17 protein-coding genes are annotated in these 18,594 nt (G+C 61.2%); 13 read left to right on the top strand and 4 right to left on the bottom strand.

Features of this window, described 5'->3' with window-relative positions:
- Positions 1 to 32 precede the first annotated feature (32 nt).
- The 5 genes from ribD (at position 33) to AAY81_RS08420 (ending at position 4,519) form a co-directional block, all read left to right on the top strand.
- Positions 33 to 1,247, top strand: coding sequence for a bifunctional diaminohydroxyphosphoribosylaminopyrimidine deaminase/5-amino-6-(5-phosphoribosylamino)uracil reductase RibD (ribD, locus tag AAY81_RS08440; protein ID WP_082867941.1), 1,215 nt, complete (start codon positions 33 to 35; stop codon positions 1,245 to 1,247).
- Positions 1,247 to 1,954: a riboflavin synthase gene (locus AAY81_RS08435; protein WP_066663923.1), complete on the top strand. Its 708-nt coding sequence runs from the start codon at positions 1,247 to 1,249 to the stop codon at positions 1,952 to 1,954. Before ribD ends, AAY81_RS08435 begins: the two co-directional genes overlap by 1 nt.
- 46 nt (positions 1,955 to 2,000) lie before the next feature.
- Entirely contained in the window at positions 2,001 to 3,221 is a 1,221-nt protein-coding gene (locus AAY81_RS08430) for a bifunctional 3,4-dihydroxy-2-butanone-4-phosphate synthase/GTP cyclohydrolase II (protein ID WP_082867940.1), read from the top strand.
- 48 nt (positions 3,222 to 3,269) lie between these two features.
- On the top strand, positions 3,270 to 3,737 hold the full coding sequence (ribH, locus tag AAY81_RS08425) for a 6,7-dimethyl-8-ribityllumazine synthase (RefSeq protein WP_177168493.1): 468 nt from the start codon (positions 3,270 to 3,272) through the stop codon (positions 3,735 to 3,737).
- A gap of 110 nt (positions 3,738 to 3,847) precedes the next feature.
- The gene (locus AAY81_RS08420; protein WP_066663918.1) at positions 3,848 to 4,519 is read left to right on the top strand and encodes an HAD family hydrolase; all 672 of its coding nucleotides are present in this window, start codon (positions 3,848 to 3,850) and stop codon (positions 4,517 to 4,519) included.
- A gap of 847 nt (positions 4,520 to 5,366) precedes the next feature.
- Here AAY81_RS08420 and AAY81_RS08415 read toward each other — a convergent pair.
- The 3 genes from AAY81_RS08415 to AAY81_RS08405 form a co-directional block, all read right to left on the bottom strand.
- Positions 5,367 to 5,999 (bottom strand): GyrI-like domain-containing protein, encoded by a 633-nt coding sequence (locus AAY81_RS08415; protein WP_066663916.1) that lies wholly within the window; start codon positions 5,997 to 5,999, stop codon positions 5,367 to 5,369.
- A gap of 233 nt (positions 6,000 to 6,232) precedes the next feature.
- Positions 6,233 to 7,453, bottom strand: a complete 1,221-nt coding sequence (locus AAY81_RS08410) for an LL-diaminopimelate aminotransferase (RefSeq protein WP_066663914.1) — start codon at positions 7,451 to 7,453, stop codon at positions 6,233 to 6,235.
- Positions 7,454 to 7,627: 174 nt separating this feature from the next.
- Complete coding sequence (locus AAY81_RS08405; RefSeq protein ID WP_066663912.1) at positions 7,628 to 9,277, bottom strand: hypothetical protein; 1,650 nt, start codon at positions 9,275 to 9,277, stop codon at positions 7,628 to 7,630.
- Positions 9,278 to 9,409: 132 nt separating this feature from the next.
- Here AAY81_RS08405 and AAY81_RS08400 point away from each other — a divergent pair, with 132 nt between their 5' ends.
- From AAY81_RS08400 to yihA, 4 genes are all read left to right on the top strand, one after another.
- Positions 9,410 to 9,673, top strand: a complete 264-nt coding sequence (locus tag AAY81_RS08400; protein WP_066663911.1) for a YhdT family protein — start codon at positions 9,410 to 9,412, stop codon at positions 9,671 to 9,673.
- On the top strand, positions 9,666 to 11,159 hold the full coding sequence (gene panF / locus AAY81_RS08395) for a sodium/pantothenate symporter (protein WP_066663906.1): 1,494 nt from the start codon (positions 9,666 to 9,668) through the stop codon (positions 11,157 to 11,159). The genes AAY81_RS08400 and panF overlap by 8 nt, the downstream gene beginning before the upstream one ends.
- A 78-nt stretch (positions 11,160 to 11,237) precedes the next feature.
- Complete coding sequence (locus AAY81_RS08390; protein WP_066663903.1) at positions 11,238 to 11,909, top strand: hypothetical protein; 672 nt, start codon at positions 11,238 to 11,240, stop codon at positions 11,907 to 11,909.
- A gap of 9 nt (positions 11,910 to 11,918) precedes the next feature.
- Entirely contained in the window at positions 11,919 to 12,515 is a 597-nt protein-coding gene (gene yihA / locus AAY81_RS08385; protein WP_066663901.1) for a ribosome biogenesis GTP-binding protein YihA/YsxC, read from the top strand.
- 44 nt (positions 12,516 to 12,559) lie between these two features.
- Here the strand turns inward: yihA and AAY81_RS08380 are convergent, their stop codons facing one another.
- Complete coding sequence (locus AAY81_RS08380) at positions 12,560 to 13,972, bottom strand: helix-turn-helix transcriptional regulator (RefSeq protein ID WP_066663899.1); 1,413 nt, start codon at positions 13,970 to 13,972, stop codon at positions 12,560 to 12,562.
- Between the two features lie 362 nt (positions 13,973 to 14,334).
- Here AAY81_RS08380 and tatA point away from each other — a divergent pair, with 362 nt between their 5' ends.
- The 4 genes from tatA to AAY81_RS08360 all read left to right on the top strand — a co-directional run bounded on the left by tatA (position 14,335) and on the right by AAY81_RS08360 (position 18,580).
- Positions 14,335 to 14,613, top strand: coding sequence for a twin-arginine translocase TatA/TatE family subunit (gene tatA, locus AAY81_RS08375; RefSeq protein ID WP_066663890.1), 279 nt, complete (start codon positions 14,335 to 14,337; stop codon positions 14,611 to 14,613).
- Between the two features lie 231 nt (positions 14,614 to 14,844).
- The gene (locus AAY81_RS08370) at positions 14,845 to 16,065 is read left to right on the top strand and encodes a 4Fe-4S binding protein (protein WP_066663881.1); all 1,221 of its coding nucleotides are present in this window, start codon (positions 14,845 to 14,847) and stop codon (positions 16,063 to 16,065) included.
- 133 nt (positions 16,066 to 16,198) lie between these two features.
- Positions 16,199 to 17,494, top strand: coding sequence for a molybdopterin-guanine dinucleotide biosynthesis protein B (gene mobB / locus AAY81_RS08365; RefSeq protein ID WP_082867938.1), 1,296 nt, complete (start codon positions 16,199 to 16,201; stop codon positions 17,492 to 17,494).
- 276 nt (positions 17,495 to 17,770) lie between these two features.
- Positions 17,771 to 18,580, top strand: coding sequence for a transporter substrate-binding domain-containing protein (locus tag AAY81_RS08360; RefSeq protein WP_066663879.1), 810 nt, complete (start codon positions 17,771 to 17,773; stop codon positions 18,578 to 18,580).
- Positions 18,581 to 18,594: the final 14 nt, after the last annotated feature.

The raw sequence follows: 18,594 nt of genomic DNA, 5'->3' as shown, positions 1-18,594 counted from the left end.
GCGGGGCCCGCTTGGCAACGAAAGGACATGCGATGGCAAACGATGCTTCCAGCTTGCATCGTATCGAGGCGGTTGCGTTCGTGGTGCGTGACGCTGCGGCGGGCATCTCTCGCGGCGTGCAGCGTTCCACCGATGAGCGCTTCATGGCGCAGGCCGTCGAGCTTGCGCGGTCCGCTGCGGGTTGGACGAATCCGAATCCGCTGGTAGGTGCCGTAGTCGTAAAGGCCGGTCGCGTGATTGGCGCTGGATGCCACGAGCGTTTTGGCGAAGCCCATGCGGAGCGTAATGCGCTTGCGGTCTGCGTGGCGGTGGGGGAGGACCCCGCAGGTGCGACCGTGTATGTCACGTTGGAGCCGTGCAGCCATACGGGGCATCAGCCCCCGTGTGCCGACGCGTTGGTAGATGCGGGCGTCTCGCGCGTGGTAATTGGCAGTCGCGACCCGAATCCCCTGGTAAGCGGCCGAGGCGTGGCGCGCTTGCGCGCGGCGGGCATTCAGGTTGACCAGGATTGCCTGCGTTCGGAATGCGATGCGCTCAATCCCGCGTTCTTCCACTACATCACGCGCCGTCGTCCGTACGTGGTGGCCAAGTGGGCCATGACGGCCGACGGGAAGATCGCCACATCCACGGGCGATGCCCGCTGGGTGTCGGGTGAGGAGTCGCGTGCCGACGTGCATGAACTTCGTCATCGCCTGGCGTCCATCTGTGTCGGCGTGAACACCGTGCTGGCCGACGATCCGTTGCTCACGTGCCGTCGCGAGGGCGAATCGCGTCAGCCCCTGCGCGTGATCGTGGATAGCAACCTGCGCATTCCGCTGGAAAGCGCGCTCGTGCGCACGGCACGCGAGGTGCCCGTGCTGGTAGCCTATGCGGCCGACCCCCACGGAAAACGCGAGGCGTTGGAGGCCGCGGGCGTGGCGCTTGCGTGCCTGCCTGCCGCCGATGAGCGCGTCGATTTCGCGGCGCTCCTTGATTACCTGGGCGAATGCGAGGTCGACTCGATGCTTCTGGAGGGCGGTGCCACGTTGCTGGCGAGCGCCTTTGCGGACGGCCTTGTGAATGAGGCGATTGCGTACGTCGCCCCCAAGATTGTGGGTGGCGACGCCAAGACGCCGGTGGCGGGCTTGGGCGTGGAGCTCATGGTGAACGCCCTGCCGCTAGGTGCGCCGCGCGTCGAGGTGCTGGGTTCCGATGTCAAGCTTACGTATTCCCTGATGCAGCCTTCGCGGGCGGAAGGAGATAGGTAATGTTCACGGGCATTGTAGAGGAAGTGGGCGCTGTTCGGTGCATGCCTCCGCGAGGCCAGGCGGGCAAGATCGTCATTGCGTGCCGCACCGTCCTGGAGGGCACGCGCATTGGCGACAGCATCGCCACGAATGGCGTGTGCCTTACCGTGACGGCTATGGGTGCCGACGAGTTTAGCGCCGACGTCATGCCGCAAACGCTGAGCGCGTCCAACCTGGGCGAACTTGCGCCTGGAAGCCCCGTCGACCTGGAGCGCGCCATGTCTGCGAATGGGCGGTTCGGGGGTCATATCGTATCGGGGCACATCGATGGCGTGGGTGCGATCGTGCAGCGTCGCGCCGAGGAAAACGCCGTGCGCGTGCGCATTCGCACCGAGTCGCGTATCGCGGCGCTCGTGGTGCCGCAGGGGTCTATCGCCATCGACGGCATCAGCCTGACCGTAGCCAGCGTTCAGGGTAACGAGTTCGAGGTGTCCATCATCCCGCACACCGGTGCCCAGACGGTGCTGCTGGGGAAACGCCCTGGTGACACGGTCAATCTGGAAAACGACATGCTGGGCAAGTACGTGCAAAAGCTGTTAGGGGTCACGGTGGGTGGCACGCCTGCGGCCGACGCACCCGCAACTCCGCTCGCGTCTGCGCAGGCAGACGACTCGAGCGGCCGCCCGTCGGGCCTCACCATGGAATTTCTCGCGCGCAATGGATTCTAGCCGCGCGTCATTCGGAATCAACTTCTTCAAGGAGAGAGGAACTCATATGGAACTGAACACCGTAGCAGAGGCGATTGCCGAACTGCAGATGGGCCACCTGATCATGGTGGTGGACGATCCCGATCGCGAAAACGAGGGCGACCTGATTTGCGCGGCGGAATTCGCCACGCAGGCGAATGTGAACTTTATGGCGTCGCAGGCCAAGGGCCTTATCTGCATGCCCATGAGCCAGGAGCTCGCCCATAAGCTGAACTTCCAGCAAATGGTTTCCGAGAACACCGACAATCACGAGACCGCGTTCACCGTGTCTATCGACCATGTGGAGACCACGACGGGTATTTCGGCGGCTGAGCGCAGCCTGACGGCTATGAAGTGCGTCGATCCTGCGGCGAGCCCCGAGGATTTCCGCAGGCCTGGGCATATGTTCCCCTTGGTAGCCAAGCGCGGTGGCGTGCTGGAGCGCAACGGGCACACCGAGGCGACGGTCGACCTGCTACGTCATGCTGGCATGGCGCAGTGCGGCCTGTGCTGCGAGATCATGCGCGAGGATGGCACTATGATGCGCACGAGCGAGCTGGTCGAAAAGGCTCGCGAATGGGGGCTGTGCCTTATCTCCATCAAGCAGCTGCAGGATTATTGCCGCGCGCACGACAACCATATGCGCGAGGCCGCCACGGCCAAGTTGCCCACGCAGTATGGCGAGTTCCAGATTCACGGCTTCGTGAACGACATCACCGGCGAAGAACATGTTGCCCTGGTGAAGGGCGAGATTGGCGACGGCCGCAACGTGCTGTGCCGCGTGCATTCCGAGTGCCTGACGGGCGATGTGTTCGGCAGCCAGCGCTGCGATTGCGGCGACCAGCTGCATAGCGCCCTCAAGCAGATCGAGGCCGAGGGTCGTGGCGTGCTGCTGTACATGCGTCAGGAAGGCCGCGGCATTGGCCTGATCAACAAGATTAGGGCATATGCGCTGCAGGAGCAGGGCATGGACACGGTAGAGGCCAACGTGGCGTTGGGATTCAAGCCCGACCTGCGCGAATACTGGTCCGGGGCGCAGATTCTGCGCAACCTGGGTTGCCGTAGCATTCGTCTGCTCACCAACAACCCCGAAAAGGTGTATGGACTGGGCGATTTCAACTTGGAAATCGTGGAGCGCGTGCCCATCGAGATCGAGCCGCAGGAGCACGACCGTGCGTATCTGGAGACGAAGCGCGAGAAGATGGGCCACGTATTCGAGAGCATTCTGCAAGAGCCCGCTTTGGCGTAAGCGCGGGAAACGAGCAAGTATCAGGCATTCCAATAGGAGGAAACTAACATGGCAATCAACGTAATCGAGGGTAAGGTCGTAAACGAGAATCTGCGCGTGGGCATCGTGGTGGCGCGCTTCAACGAGTTCATCACGGGCAAGCTGCTCGAGGGCGCCATCGATGGCTTGGTGCGTCATAACGTGCCCGAGGAGAACATCACGGCCGCCTGGGTGCCGGGCGCGTTCGAGATTCCCTTGGTAGCGCAGCGCATGGCCGAAAGCGGCAAGTTTGATGCAGTCATTTGCCTGGGTGCGGTGATTCGTGGCGCTACCAGCCATTACGATGTGGTCTGCAACGAGGTTTCGAAGGGCATCGCCCAGGTGTCGCTGAAGGCTGGCATCCCCGTTATGATGGGCGTGCTTACCACCGATACCATCGAGCAGGCCATCGAGCGCGCGGGCAGCAAGGTGGGCAACAAGGGCAGCGAGTGCGCGTTGGGCGCTATCGAGCTCTGCAATGTCATGGGGCAAATTTAGCGTTTTGCGATAGCGGCGCTGTTTGCGCGCTGCATCGTTTAGGGTAGAGCTATGGGGCGATCGGCTGGCCGGTTGCCCCGTTTGCTTACGTGCGTTCGAGAGGAGCGGGCATGAGGCCCTCCACGTTGGTTTTTGATTATGACGGCACGCTGCATGACAGCATGTACGTGTATGCCGATGCGTTTCCCGCGGGATACCAGACGCTGGTGGATGCGGGGAAGGCTCGTCCGCGCACGTTCGCACGCGAGGAATTGGAGCGCAACCTGGGCTTGAACGTGTTCGAGGCCTGGGCGCGCCTGGCGCCCGAGATTCCGTGGGAGGTGGCCGAGCCGGCGGCGCTGCACGTGAAGGATGTCATGCTTCAGGCTGTGGCGGCGGGCAAGGCGCGGCTGTACGATGGCGTTCCTCAGATGCTCGATGCCGTGAAGGCGGCAGGGCATACGCTGGTGTTCCTGAGCAATTGCGCGACGGAGTATCAGGAGGCCGCGCGCAAGGCGTTTGACTTGGACCAGTGGTTTTCCGGGTATTACAACGCTCAGCAGTTCGATTACGCGCCCAAGGAAGAGATCTTCAAGTCCATCGAGCGTGATTTCGAGGGGCCGTTTATTGCCATTGGCGACAGGCATAAGGATATTGCCTTGTCAGCGGCGCATCGCTTGCCGTGCATTGGCTGCCTGTATGGCTTTGGCACGCCCGAAGAGCTGGCAGATGCCACCGAGCTCGCGCATGCGCCCGCGGATATTCCCGCGCTCGTGGCGCGCATCGAGGCTGCTCGGGCGTAGCGCGGTTGCGCATGCGGAGGCTGGAGCGACTGCATACTTGATGCCCGGGTGTTGCTAGTGGCGTCTGGATAGCGCCGGCCTAACGGCCGGCGTTTTTTTGTCCGCTTGGGCGCCTCGGCGCGGTAATTTGCTCCCGGGATTCGCTTGGAAGGGCCGTTTTGGCAAAAACCGCGCCGCTTTTGTAAAAAATTCGCCGTATTGAACATTGTTGATGCGTTGAGAGCGGGATTTTGCGGTTTGGTGGGCGGAGCATGCGATTGCGGTAGGCGTTTTCCCAGGTCGCTTTTCCGACGTAGGCGCGCATAGTTGCCGGCGGCGTCGAAAAATGTTCCGAAAGGCAAATTTTTTACAATTTGGGCGTCTATTTTGCCAGACTGGGCTCCCAGCGTGGAAATCGGGGCGCATCATGCCCCCTCTTTGTGCGTAGCGGGATGGTGCCGACCCGCGAAATAAGCCGCGCGGGCGGTGAAATGGGTTCGTTTGACCGCGCTCGGCAGGAAAATGAGCAAATTTGGCCAACTAAATGTAAGAAATGTCGCTGTTTGCACGTTAATGAGCTCTTGATGAGGGCGATTTGGGCTTCAGATGGCTTGTTTGGGCGTTACGAGAGCGTATTGTCCCAGGTCGCGATTTTGCCTCACGGAGAGTGTTGCCTCCGCGGGCTCTCGCGACGTGTAATCGGCGACACTTTTTACAAAACCATCGCCGATTTTGCCCAATTTGGTCTTTGCAGTGGCGGAAGCCGCTGCGGATGTTGTTGTTCGCTGCGAGATGGCGCACCCGTTGCTCGTATTGGCTAGCGTGTGTGGCTTTTCTCGTGCGTGCCGAGGGGTGAAAGTCCCCGGGGCTACGCCTTGCGAATGGGGTGGCGCACGACGGTCTTTAGCTTCTCGGGTTTGGCCTTGTTCGGGTCGGAGAGGTAGATCTCGTGGTGCCTGCGGTCGTCCGAGAAGTCAAGTTCGTAGCCCTGTGATGCTGCGAACTCGTGCATAAGGTCGATGGTTGCGGGTTCGTTATCGTAGGGGCCAATGTGCATGCATTGGACGCAGGTGCCCTCGTTTAGCTCGATGAGATGCACATGCGAGAGGTCGAGCTTTTTCTTTGCGGTGGCGGCTTCGATTGCCCAGGCGAACTGGGCGTCATCGACGAATTCCGGTACGCGTATAGCCGAGACCCAATGGAAGGTGGACTTGTTGGCGTAGTCGACGCCGGCGATGCCGGGCTGCCACCAGAAACCCTCCAGTGGCGGGACGACGTATTCGTAGAAGCCGGGGATGACGTGGTCGGTTTTGTAGCTCATTTTCAGCGTGTAGGCCACGGCGTAGAGAGCGCCCACGGCATTTGAGTATGCGCCGTTTTCTTCGTTGGGGTCACCCGATCCCTCTACGGCGATGAAACGCATGCTTGGCACGTCGACAATGGCCGGTTTCGTTTTGGGCTGGTATAGGTCGCGGTATTCCTTCTTGAAGTCGAATGCCATGGCGTGCCCTCCCTTATGAGCGGATTACGTTGTACAGGTTGTATATCAGGTGCCGAGCGGTCTGGCAATGGGGTGCCGGTGGTTGGTGTCCGATTGCTGATAATGCTTGCTTGACGATTGGGCGTTGGCTGTCTAATTCTTTGTTGTTTGCCGGTCGGGAATAAAGCAAACCCCGCCTGCGCCATGGGTTGGCGCAGGCGGGGTTGCGTTTGCGGGTTGTTCGCGGCGCTAGTTTACAGCTCCAGCTGAGCGATGCGCTGCATGGCTTCCTTGGTTGCCTCGGCGTCGCCGAAGGCGGTAAGACGGATGTAGCCCTCGCCCGAGGGGCCGAAGCCCGCACCCGGCGTGGTGATGATGTTCGCCTTGGTCAGCAGCAGGTCGAAGAACTCCCAGGAGCCCATGCCCTCGGGCGTCTTGCACCAGACGTAGGGGCTGTTCACAGCGCCGAATACGGTGAAGCCGGCGGCTTCCAGGCCTTCCTTGATTACGCGTGCGTTCGCGCGGTAGTAATCGAGCGTGTCCTCGATTTGCTGCTTGCCTTCGGGCGTGTAGATGGCCGCGGCGCCACGCTGGATGATGTAGCTTGCGCCGTTGAACTTCGTGGTCTGACGGCGGTTCCACATGGCGTTCAGGCTCTGGCCATCGCGCACCAGGTCCTTCGGCACCACGGTGTAGCCGCAGCGTGCGCCAGTGAAGCCGGCCGTCTTCGAGAACGAGCGGAACTCGATGGCGCAGGTCTTGGCGCCGGGTACCTCGAAGATGCTGTGCGGTACGTTCTCTTCGGTGATGAAACGCTCGTACGCAGCGTCGAACAGGATGATGGCGTCGTGTTCGTTGGCGTAGTCGACCCAGACCTTTAGCTGGTCGAAGTTGAGAACGGTGCCCGTGGGGTTGCTGGGCGAGCACAGGTAGATGATGTCGGCGTCGCGCTCGGGCAGGGCGGGGCAGAAGCCGTTTTCCGCGGTGGTGGGCATGTAGACGATGTTCGTCCAGTTCTGGGCGGCTTCGTCGTAGTCGCCCGCGCGGCCGGCCATGGCGTTAGTGTCCACGTACACGGGGTAGACGGGGTCGCAGACGGCAACCACGTTGTCCACGTCGAACAGGTCGCCGATATTGCCGCAGTCGCTCTTGGCGCCGTCGGAGACGAAGATCTCGTCGGCGGCGATGTCGACGCCGCGGGCGGCGAAGTCGTTCTCGACGATGGCGTTGCGCAGGAAGTCGTAGCCCTGCTCGGGGCCGTAGCCGTGGAAGTTCTCGCTGGTGGACATGTCGTTCACGGCGTCGTGCATGGCTTCCAGTACTGCGGGAACCAGCGGGCGCGTGACGTCGCCGATGCCCATCTTGATCATCTTCGCGTCGGGGTGCTCTTCCATGTAGCGCGCTGTGCGGTGGGCGATCTCGGTGAACAGATAGCTGCCGGGCAGCTTGGCGTAATTTTCGTTGACTTTGGCCATGCGGGCTCCTTCCGCGTGTTCGCTTTTTGTTGGCGCTCATTATAGGAGAACGCTACGTGCGTAAATCCCTCACGCGCTTTAGCCCATCAAAGTGACAGGGAATGGAAACGCCGCCGCAATCTTTGGCTTGATGCAGGCGGGGTTTGCCAGATGCTGTACGCGGGTCCACGCCCCTTACCCAAACGCCTTGCACGCGCTCGTAATCGCGCTTCGCACGTCGACGGGGGTGCGCAACCTGCGCGCGACGGGGATGTCGCATGCTTCTTCTATCAGGTCGGTTACGGGGGTGCGATAGTTGAACAAATACCAGTTCTGCTGCAGGTGCATGCCCTCCATGTGCAACAGCGCGTCGGCCATGCCCGCAGCGTTGTATTGCCAGTTCGTGCGCCAGCGCAGCATACGCAGCGCCATAAACGCTGCATAGCACACCAGGAAGTGCGCGCGAATATGGTCGGCATGCGCAACGGGGTAGGGCATGGGGCTGAAATCGGCTTCCATGACCTGGAATGGCTCCGTAAGGCGCCAGAGCTCGCGGAACAGGTTGAAGATGCGCGCGGCGCTCAAGCGCGTTTCGCTTGTGATGGTGCAGGCGTACCCCTGGCTGCGCAGCACCACTTCCTTGACGGTGAGGCTGGCCCCGAGTGTTGCGTGGTCGCTCGCGCTTGCCTTGCCGGCGGTGCTCACGGTGCCGTTCGCGGTCGCGTTGTCGTTCGCTCCTGAGTTCCCGTTCGCATCCACCTGGTCGATTTGGCTTTGCGTCCCGCCGCTTTCGCTGCCCGGCTCGCCCAGCGCTCCGTCTTCCCCCACACTCACCGTGCGCGTGCGCGACTTGATGCGGTACGTCCCCTTCTCGCTGCGTACGTAGCCCTGTGCCGCGCTCGCCCATTCCGCCAGCGTGCTGCCTGCGTGAATGGGTTCGTAGAACACAAACCCGTCCCCTTGGGCGGAAAGCTCCAGCATCGCATTCCCCAGATGGGAAAGACGACCTGCAATCACCACCACGCGCTGCAGCCTGTGTTCGCGTCGCCCCCAACTTGCTAGCTCGGCAAGCGCGTGTGCGTCGGGTTCGCCCTCCACCAGCTGGTAGTCCAGCGGAATCCCCTCGGCGTCCATGAGCATGCACATCCAGTGCGTCTCGCGCGCGGATTCGTGGGTCGTGCTGCCCGCTGCGCTCGCGTCTTCGCGCTGCGGGCCTGCGGGATGCACGTCGGTCGTGGGTGAAAACGCAAAGGGCGCGCATGCCAGGTACCCACACGAGCGGTCGTAGGGACGTATGTTTTCGCAGGCCACGCGCATAGCGCGGGTAAGCTGAGCGTCGTGGCGCGCAAAGCACACGAGTGCGGCGTATACGTTCTCGAACGAGAATGCGCAAGCGCGCGGAAACGCCCCTCGGCGCTCCCACGATTCGCGCTTGGATGCCACGTGCATCATGCGCTCGGTGGCGAGCATTTCGAAGATGCGCCCCGCGGCATGGGGGAAATGCTCGTGGCTGCAGCGAGCATTGAAGAATTGCTTCACGCCCAGCGCGTCCAAGCATCCCAGCGCCACGGCCGAACCCAGGCGCATGGCCGGCGCGTCGGTGTCGCCAATTTGGGCGTCTCGGGAAAACCGCAGTTCAACTTTTGCGTTCCCCTCGGCTTCTCGTTCGTTTAGCTCTGCAACGTAGGCGCGGAAGTGCTCGATAGGATCGTCGTATTCCCCCTCATACGCGTCGGCGTACCCGATGGTTTCCACGGTGCGCGTCTTGGTGGCGCCGTTCTCCCGATAGTTTTGCACCACGGAAAGGTACTGCCGCCCCTTGCGCTTTTGAATCTTCAGATGCACCGCTTGCTCCTTCGGGTTACCCGCACACATTCAAAGCAATGGTAGTCGTTGTTGCGAGTCGATACAATCACCAAGTTACATTGCTTGCGTAGGGGTTAGGCGCAAGCGCGCATATATGTAGGAGAGGATTGCATGACCTACAGGGAGAAATTACTCCAGGCAAACAAGGAGGCGAAGGCGACGGTAGTTGCGCTCTTCGCGACCATCGTGGTGTGGATCCTGCTGGGCTTTGGCCTTTCGGGGCTCGACGTGCAGTTGTTCCATACCCCCATCTGGATCATTGGAGGCACGGTGGGTACCTGGCTCTTTGCCATTGCCGTCGCCGTTTTCTTGGGCAAGAAGGTCTTTGCGGACTTCTCGCTCGACGATGCGGAAGGGGAGGCGCACCATGACTAACGAAGTCTTGGCAGGTCTGCTGCCCATTTCGCTGTTCTTGCTCGTTGCCCTTGCGGCGGCGATTTACGCCCGTCGCGCTGCGCGCGCCACGGGTTCGGGCGGATTCGTTTCGGAATACTTCATCGGCAATCGAAGCCTGGGCGGTTTCGTGCTTGCCATGACCACCATTGCCACGTATGGCTCGGTGAGCTCGTTCGTGGGTGGCCCTGGTCAGGCGTGGAGCATCGGCTTCGGCTGGGTGTACATGGCTGGCGTGCAGGTGACCACGCTGTTCATCCTGTACGGCATCATGGGCAAGAAGATGGCTCTCATCAGCCGTCGCATTGGAGCGGTAACGGTGGTGGACGTCATTCGCGAGCGCTATCAGTCCAATGTGCTTGCGGGCATTGCCGCGCTCATCATCGTGGTCTTCTTCGCGGCCACTATGGTCGCCCAGTTCGTGGGCGGCGCCAAGCTGTTCGAGGCGGTAACGGGCTATTCCTACAACATTGGCCTGTGCATCTTCGGCATCGCAGTCATCCTGTTCACTACGGTGGGCGGCTTCCGCGGCGTTGCCATAACCGACGCCCTGTGCGGCATCGTAATGCTCATTGGCATCGTGGTGCTGGCGGGTGGCATTCTTTCCGCAGGTGGCGGCTACGAGAACATCATGGACGCCATCGCCTCGAACCATCCGGAAATGCTCGAGCCCACGTCGGGCGGCAACATGCCCATCTCGCTGTACTTCACGCAGTGGCTGCTCGTAGGCATCTTCACGTTCTGCCTGCCGCAGTCGGTGGTACGTTGCATGGGCTACAAGGATACGAAGTCGCTGCGCCGCGCCATGATCCTGGGCACCGTCATCATTGGCGCCATGATGATTGGCGTCACTGCCCTGGGCGTGCTTGCTGCCGGCATTCTGCCTGGTAGTCTGGCCGATTATGGCGGAAGCGTCGACAATATCATTCCGCAGGCCATCGTGGGCAGCCTGCCGCCTTGGCTTGCCGGCATCGCCATCGTGGGCCCCATCGCAGCCAGCATTTCCACGGTGTCGAGTCTGCTCATCGCCAGCTCTTCTGCCATCGTGAAGGACCTGTGGCTCCATCGCAGCGAGCGCGCGGAAAAGCAGCCGTCCGACCGCACCATCGCTCGTGCGAGCCAGGTGGTAACGCTGGTCATCGGCGTTGCGGTGTTCGTGCTCTCCATCGTGCCGCCCAGCGTGATCTGGAAGATCAACATGTTCGCCTTCGGCGGCTTGGAGACGGCGTTCTGCTGGGTCTTCGTGGGCGCGCTGTTCTGGAAGCGCGCGAATAAGACGGGCGCCATCGCCAGCATGGCGGGTGGCACGTTCGCTTACTGCCTGTGCATGGCCATTGGATTCAAACCCTTCGGTCTGCACCAAATCGTCATTGGCATCACCGTGGCGTTCCTGCTCATGGTAATCGGTTCCTACCTGGGCAAACCTTCCGACGAGAAGCGTCTTGAGGCGTTCTTCCCGCAGCACTAGATTGCGGCTTGGTGGCGGTACCGCGTGGTGCCGCCACCTTCTGGTATCCTTCTAGCGAAACACAACGAAGGAGTACCAATGTCTGAAGTGAAGGCGAATCCGCCTTTCGATAGTTTTACGTTTACCCTGGTCCAGGTGGGGCGCGGCCGTTCGTTGTTCCGCATGCGCCGAACCGAAGAAAACCTGTACGAACTGCAGGTGGAACAGGGCGTGGGCAATCCTCCTGCCGTGCGCTTCACGCGCGAGATGAGCCAGGAAGCCGCGCAGCGCTTCAAGGATGAGCTTGACGCGGCGGGCGTGTTCGGCTGGGAAGAGGAATACGCTGACACCGCCATCGACCACGGCATGAAGTGGAACCTCTCGGTCGTATTCAAAGAAGGCGTATTCAGCATGCGCTCTCGTGGCGGGTCCATTACGCCTCCGCATTTTGACGATCTGCTGGAAGCCATGTACAAGCTCGACCTGCCGCGCCCCGAGGCGGCCAGCCAGAGCACGCAGCAGGGCATGCCCGATATGTCTGCGCTGTTTGGCGGTGCGGGCGCTCCGCAAGGGCTCGACCCCGAGGCGATTCGGCAGATGCAGGACATGCTCAGCGAGGCGCAGGCGAACCCCCAGGCGTTCAAGGAAGACATGCAGCGCGAGTTCCGCTCGCTTCCCGCCGATCAGCAGAATCAGCTACTCGACATGCTGGGCAATTTCGGTATGGCCTCGCGCTCGTGGTGGGAAAACTTCCTGCGCGGCGGAATGTAGGAGAACGCAATGGCTATTAACTATCAGCTTGCCAAATTCGTTACGTCGAACGCCAAAGCCGAGCAGGTGGCGCCTTCGGTGCGCCCCGAAATCTCGTTCGTGGGGCGTTCCAATGTGGGCAAGAGCTCGCTCATGAATAAGATCTTTCGCAGGAAAGACCTGGTGAAGGTAGGCGGAACGCCGGGTAAGACCAGGCAGATCAACTTCTTCAACGTGGGTGACGTGGATTTCGTCGACCTTCCGGGCTACGGCTACGCCAAGGTTTCGAAGGCCGAAATGGACGCCTGGCGCCCCCTGATCGAGGGCTACTTCACGCAGGACCGCAAGTATGCGCTCTGCGTGCTGCTGGTGGACATTCGTCACGACGCTAGCCCGCTCGACGTGCAGATGATCGAGTTCCTGCAGGCGAACGAGATTCCGTTCATGATTGCCTTCACGAAGTCTGACAAGCTTGGCACGAACAAGCGTCGTCAACAGGTGGCTTCGCTTTGCCGTCAGCTTGCCGTTGCGGGTGATGTGGTGGTTGTGCCATGCAGCTCGCATTCCGGCGATGGCGTGGACGACATACGCACGCTCATCGAGGACGCCGTCGCCCAGATGGCGTAGGGGAATCCCAAAAGCAACGGCCCGCATCTGCGGGCCGTTTTTTGTTAGGAAAGCTTCTTGCCGATCTTCTCGCCCAGGTCGATGAGCTCCTGGCGGCTATGCACGCCCGTTTTGCCGTAGATGCGGCGCAGGTGCGTGTCGACGGTGCTCTTCGAAATGCCCAGCTCGGTTGCGATGCGTTCGCTCGTGCGGCCATGCAGGGCGTAGGGCAGGATTTCGGCTTCGCGCTTCGAGAGCTTGGCTTGGTTGCTGATATGCGTGCAAACCAGATCGAATTCGTCGCGGTCGGTAACGATTTCCGAAAGATCCGAGAAATCGCGCTCCCCGAACAGGAACACGTAGGAAAGCAGTACGAGCGTGCCGGCAATAACGACGACTACGTAGGGCGTGGTGCCCGTGTCCCATGCAGCGTCGATGCCGTTGGCTACGAGTACGCCAGCAAGTTCGCCGGCGAACAGGGCCGTGAACCCAACCGAAAATGATGCGAAGGCGTCGATTCCCTCGATGCTAGCCATGACCAGGAACAACGAAATGAGAACCGCTTCCAGGCCCAGGTAGCCGGCAAGCACCACGGCATCGCCCGGTAGGGGCACGGCGCCCGATTCCGCCAGGGGTACCATGAGCGTGCCGAACAGCATGAGGAATACGGCCAGTCGGTACGTCTTGTTCAGCGCGGCGCCCTTGCCGAATCCATCGGACGTAAGCAACGAGATGGACCCGATGAGGAATGCCCCGAACAGCACCATGGAGAGCTGGTAGTGGGGGCTGGCCGCGGTGCCAGGGTCGGTGCCGAACGTTTCCATAAGGCCTGCCGCCATGCCAAAGAGCAGTGTGCCGCTGAGAATCTTGAGGGTAAGGTTGCCTGCCTGTTCGCGCACCGATTCGTTGGCGGCTAGGGGCGCGCGATCGCCAGGGTCGGACGCGTAGATGTACAGCGCGCTGATAATGGGCAGCAGGCGAATGGCGATGAGCATTTCGCTCGTGGTGACGAATGAGAACACCACGCAGAGGAAGGCGCCCAGAAGCGAGCCGGTGAACACTTCGGGCACCGAGGTGCGGGTGGACACGCGCCCGAACGAGCGGCCCCAACCAGTTAGCAACAGCGAATTGGGGATGCCGATGAGCGCGCCTTCGGCTACGACGAGCGCCTGGGGCGCATCGGGGAAGAGCGTGGGAAGCAGCGACGCAATTGCCATGATGGCCGCATACACGAACATGAAGGGTCGTGCGAGTACCGTTTCGCGTGCTTTGTGCGGCAGGGCGCGGGGCACGCCGAAGCCCACCACCATGAAAAGAAGCACGAATGCCAAGTCGGCACGTTCGAACGAAAAGGCCCCCAAATCGAGCGGACGATTCAGGCCCATGTAAAACAGAAAGAAGACGAAGCCTTGGTTGCACGCGAAGCCGACAATGCGCCGCGAGGAGAGCTCGTTTACGGGCTTTTGCGCTTCCGTCATGACCGTGAACCTCTCTTGCGCGGGTGGCAACTGCCACCGGTTCCGCGCCAATCTCGTTTCCTGCTGCCTTGATGATACCAGATGCGCGATTCGGGCGAAAATCGGGCCACTACTCACTTTGCATGACAAGAAAATGACGATATTTTTGGATTTCCTTATTTTGCGTGATAGAAGAACACCCAGCTCATAAGGCATACTGCTCAACGTGCCGACCGCACGGGGCGTCAAACCCCGAAATGCGGTGCATGACAGCGAAATAGGCTGTCATGCGCAGGAAAACGAAGGCACGGGCTCCGGAATGGGGCATACATAGAGAAGCAATGCATGCGAACATGCGAAGAATGAAGCCATAGGAGGCACTCATGAAATTTGGCGGTATTGGCGTTCCCGAGCTCGTTATCATCCTCGTTGTCGTTCTGCTCATCTTCGGGCCCAAGAACCTTCCAAAGCTCGGTAGCTCCATCGGTCGTACCATCAAGAACCTGCGTTCCGGCATGAAGGAAGGCGAAGAGGAGACCGAGACCGAGGCAGTAGAGGCCGAGGAAGAGTCCGAGCCCGAGAAGATCGAGGCCGAGGCTCCCAAGAAGAAGGTCGTGAAGAAGAAGGTCGTGAAGAAGGAAGCTGAAGCCGAAGAGGCGTAGGCCACCCATCTTCTAATCGCCTGCCGGCGCATCCCTCCCACTGCCGGCGTGTGCATGACTCGGGCCAGATGCGTGTGATATGCATCTGGCCCGATTTGGTTTTGGTTGCGGCTTGGAAACCGTCCGCAGCGGACGATGCCGCATGAGCGGCTGTGCGTATAATGCTGCAAGACGAGAAAGCCCGATTCTGCTCGGGCGAATGCGCGCGTGCGCGCAACATAAGGAGAAGGTATGCCCAACATCGCAGATACCGTCGAACTGCTTCAGAAGCTTGAGGGTTCGGCTATTAGGGTTCACGAACGCAAGTGCGTGGTCGTGCGCAATCGCAACGTGCGTTGCCGTCGGTGCGCCGAGGTATGCACTACGGGTGCAATCTCCATCGACCCCGCCACGAACAGCCTTTCGGTGGAGCCCGATGCGTGCATCGGCTGCGGCACGTGCGCCACGGCATGCCCCACGGGTGCGTTGGAGCCTCGCGAACCTTCCGATGGCGAGTTCCTGCACAAGTGCGCTGCCGCCATGGCTGCGGTGGACGAGGCGGCTCGCGTGGCGGGCGAGGAAGAACCCCGCTTGGTCATCATTGCCTGCGAGCGCATGCTCAAGCAAGCCGAAGGGCTGTTCGAACCTGCGAAGGTCGTATCTGTTCCCTGCGTGGGGCATGTGGACGAAAGCGCGGTGTGCGCGCTGGCATCCGCGGGGGCGCATCGCGTGCGCGTCGTGCATGGCGAATGCGAGGAGTGCCCGCATGCGACGGGGTTCCTCATGGCGCAGGCGGTCGAGGCGAATGCGAACTTGCTGCTGGAAACCTGGAACAGCGATGCGCGTATGAAGCTTTCCGCGAAGTTGCCGCGTGCGGCACGCAAGGGTGACGCCGCATTCGACGCCGCACGTCGCGATTTCTTCCGCGGCATGCGTGGTAGCGCGCGCGAAGCCGCGGTGGTCACCGCCGATTTTGCGCTCGAGAGCACGCTGGGCGTGAAGCCTCCCGAGGAGCCTAAGTTCAGTCGCGTCATGGAAGACGGCACGTTGCCGCATAGCGTTCCGCCTCGTCGCGAGCGTTTGCTTTCGAGCTTGAATGAGCTGGGCGAACCCGAAGACTACCTTATTGAGTCGCGCATGTTTGGCCAGGTGGTTATCGATGGCGACAAGTGCACGGGGTGCCGCATGTGCGCCGTGTTCTGTCCCACGGGCGCCATTCGCATGTGGAATGGCGACAACGATGACGACGAGCGCTTCGGCATCGAGCATTACCCTGGCTACTGCGTGCAGTGCCGTACGTGCGAAGACGTGTGCCTGCGCGATGCGCTTACGCTCTCTACCGAGGTATTTGCGCAGGACGTGGCCAATGGGCGCACCGAGCGCACCGAGATGGAATATCCCGAGATGGAGAACAATTTCGGGATGATGAACTATCGCCGCAGCCTGAAGTACCACAAGAACAAGAATAAATAGGCGGACGCGCGCGGGCGATCGAGGGAGGTTGTCTGCGCGCAACGCATGGTTTCAAGCCGTTTGCCGACGGCGCTTTTCCTGCATGTCGGGATTGCTATACTGGCAAATCAGCGACGATTTTCGGGGAGGATACATGGATTCAACGCGCATGATGCTACAAAGCCCCGCGGTGGCCATCGTGGGACGTCACAATTCGGGCAAGACCACGCTCGTGGAAAAGATCATTGCCGAGCTGACGGCGCGCGGGCTCGACGTGGGCAGCGTGAAGCACCATGGTCATAGCGGGTTCGACATCGACATCCCCGGCAAGGACTCGTGGCGCCACCGCCAGGCGGGCGCTACGGAAGTAGTGATTTCTTCGCCTGGCCAGATTGCCACCATCCGCACGTTCGACGGCGAAGCCGAATGCAACGAGATCGTGCATCGCATGCCTGGTCACGATCTGGTGGTGGTGGAAGGATATCGCAAGAGCGGCCTGCCCACCATTGAGGTCATGCGTGCCGGCAATCCTCATGACGAGCAGGTGGCGGAAACGTTTCTCGCTGCCGCCCGCGCAGGCGAACCCCTTACGGAAGACTTCGTGCAGGCCGCGCGTGCGGCGCGCTTGGGCGCTCCCGAGGAAGCTCCTGCTCCTGGTTCCGCGGTGCATCCCGGCAAGATGCCCACGAGCGCTACCGTCGCCGTGGCCACTGACATTCCGGCAGCCATCGAGGCAGCTCAGCTGTACGACATTCCCGCGTTCGGCCTCAATGACACGCAAGAGCTTTGCGATTTCCTACAGGAGCGCTTTACGCGCCATCGCGTGAGCGTGGTCATTCAGGCCGGCGGCGAAAGCAGTCGCATGGGGCGCAGCAAGGCGACGGTGCCCTTCTGCGGTCGTCCGCTCATCATGCGCCTGGTGGAGCGCCTGTCTCCCGTGGCCGACGAGCTCATCATCACCACGAACGAGCCCGAGAACCTGGAATTCCTGCATAGCGTGTATCCCGAACGCGGTATTCGCCTGGTGCGTGATGTGCGCGATGAACGCGGCGCGCTTCCTGGCATGCTCACGGCGTTTCAGGCCGCAACGTTCCCGTTCGTGGCCGTCGTGGCGTGCGACATGGTGTTTGCTTCGCCGCGCCTGGTGAGCGCCGAGGCGTTCGAGCTGTGCCAGACGCGTGCCGACGTGGTGGTGCCCGTCAACAAGCATGGCTTCGAGCCCATGCATGCTGTGTATCGCCGCAAGACGTGCCTGGATGCGGTCGAAAAGATGCTCGAGCAGGGTGAAAAGCGCGTGCAGAGCTTCTACCCCCTGGTGAAGGTGTGCGAGTTCCCGCAGAAGCGCGTGCTCGATGCCGAGCCGCGTGGCCGTTGCTTCGTGAACGTGAACACGCCCGAAGAGCTGCGCGCCATGGAGCACGCCATCTTGCATGGTAGCGACGACGACTAGCAAGCTCAGCGTATGACCATTTGGCCCCATTGCCACGCGGCGGTGGGGCCTTTGCGTTTCCGGCGCGCTGGCGACGCTGCGGCACGTACGTGCGTTGCCATGCGTGTGCAAGTCTCCGTAAGGCGCACGCCACCGTAACCTATGTGCGTCTGCCGCACGTCCCTCGCTCCCGCGCTTTACTGTGTTAGAATATTCGGGTGCTTTAGCGTGCTAAAGTGAACATAAACGATGCATGATAGGAACCGGAAGGACGCTTTGCGCCTGGGGAGGGGACTCATGAAGAAGAAGATCGCGGCAGTTGCCGCATGTGCGCTCGCGGCTTGCATGGCTGTGTTCGCCCTGGTAGGTTGCTCGGGCTCGAACTCAAGCAACAGCAAGACGCTCGTGGTGGGCTTCGATAGCGCTTACCCGCCGTATGGCTTCATTGCCGACGATGGCAGCTATACGGGCTTCGATCTGGACCTGGCCAAGGAAGTGTGCAACCGTAACGGCTGGGAGTTCAAGGCCGAGCCCATCGATTGGAACGCCAAGGACGCGCTGCTGGGTAGTGGCGCCATCAACTGCATTTGGAACGGCTTCACCGTGGAAGGCCGCGAGGGCAACTACGCCTTCAGCGATTCCTACATGCTCAACGAGCAGGTAGTCGTGGTGCGTGCCGATAGCGGCATCAAGAGTTTGTCCGACCTGTCGGGCAAGACGGTGCTCACGCAGGTCGATTCCGCTGCGCTCGATGTGCTCGAGGGCGATCAGGCCAGCTTGGCTGCCACCTTCAAGGACGGCGCTCCTCAGACCATCGGCGATTACAACAATGCCTTCCTGCAGCTGGAATCCGGCGCGGTTGACGCCGTTGCCTGCGACCTTTCCATCGCGCAGTACCAGATGGCTGCCAAGGACGGCGTGTATACCCAGCTGAGCGAGTCTCTTTCCAGCGAGCACTATGCTGTTGGCTTCGCCGTGGGCGACGAGGAGACCGCTGCCAAGGTTACGGCTACCCTGAAGGAAATGTATGCCGACGGTACCATCCAGAGCCTGTGCGAGAAATATGCGGAATATGGCCTGGACTATTCCAACTGGATTTTGAAATAGGCGATAATCGGGAA

This window comes from Denitrobacterium detoxificans (assembly GCF_001643775.1).
GTDB lineage: Bacteria > Actinomycetota > Coriobacteriia > Coriobacteriales > Eggerthellaceae > Denitrobacterium > Denitrobacterium detoxificans.
This window is presented reverse-complemented; position numbering and strand designations above follow the sequence as displayed.

Bases quoted from the DNA above. Each gene is read 5' to 3' on its own strand.
- AAY81_RS08360 (WP_066663879.1), top strand. From the start codon at position 17,771: ATGAAGAAGAAGATCGCGGCAGTTGCCGCATGTGCGCTCGCGGCTTGC.
- tatA (WP_066663890.1), top strand. From the start codon at position 14,335: ATGAAATTTGGCGGTATTGGCGTTCCCGAGCTCGTTATCATCCTCGTT.
- AAY81_RS08430 (WP_082867940.1), top strand. From the start codon at position 2,001: ATGGAACTGAACACCGTAGCAGAGGCGATTGCCGAACTGCAGATGGGC.
- mobB (WP_082867938.1), top strand. From the start codon at position 16,199: ATGGATTCAACGCGCATGATGCTACAAAGCCCCGCGGTGGCCATCGTG.
- AAY81_RS08390 (WP_066663903.1), top strand. From the start codon at position 11,238: ATGTCTGAAGTGAAGGCGAATCCGCCTTTCGATAGTTTTACGTTTACC.
- AAY81_RS08410 (WP_066663914.1), bottom strand. From the start codon at position 7,453: ATGGCCAAAGTCAACGAAAATTACGCCAAGCTGCCCGGCAGCTATCTG.
- ribH (WP_177168493.1), top strand. From the start codon at position 3,270: ATGGCAATCAACGTAATCGAGGGTAAGGTCGTAAACGAGAATCTGCGC.
- AAY81_RS08370 (WP_066663881.1), top strand. From the start codon at position 14,845: ATGCCCAACATCGCAGATACCGTCGAACTGCTTCAGAAGCTTGAGGGT.
- AAY81_RS08400 (WP_066663911.1), top strand. From the start codon at position 9,410: ATGACCTACAGGGAGAAATTACTCCAGGCAAACAAGGAGGCGAAGGCG.
- AAY81_RS08415 (WP_066663916.1), bottom strand. From the start codon at position 5,999: ATGGCATTCGACTTCAAGAAGGAATACCGCGACCTATACCAGCCCAAA.
- ribD (WP_082867941.1), top strand. From the start codon at position 33: ATGGCAAACGATGCTTCCAGCTTGCATCGTATCGAGGCGGTTGCGTTC.
- AAY81_RS08435 (WP_066663923.1), top strand. From the start codon at position 1,247: ATGTTCACGGGCATTGTAGAGGAAGTGGGCGCTGTTCGGTGCATGCCT.
- yihA (WP_066663901.1), top strand. From the start codon at position 11,919: ATGGCTATTAACTATCAGCTTGCCAAATTCGTTACGTCGAACGCCAAA.
- panF (WP_066663906.1), top strand. From the start codon at position 9,666: ATGACTAACGAAGTCTTGGCAGGTCTGCTGCCCATTTCGCTGTTCTTG.
- AAY81_RS08420 (WP_066663918.1), top strand. From the start codon at position 3,848: ATGAGGCCCTCCACGTTGGTTTTTGATTATGACGGCACGCTGCATGAC.
- AAY81_RS08380 (WP_066663899.1), bottom strand. From the start codon at position 13,972: ATGACGGAAGCGCAAAAGCCCGTAAACGAGCTCTCCTCGCGGCGCATT.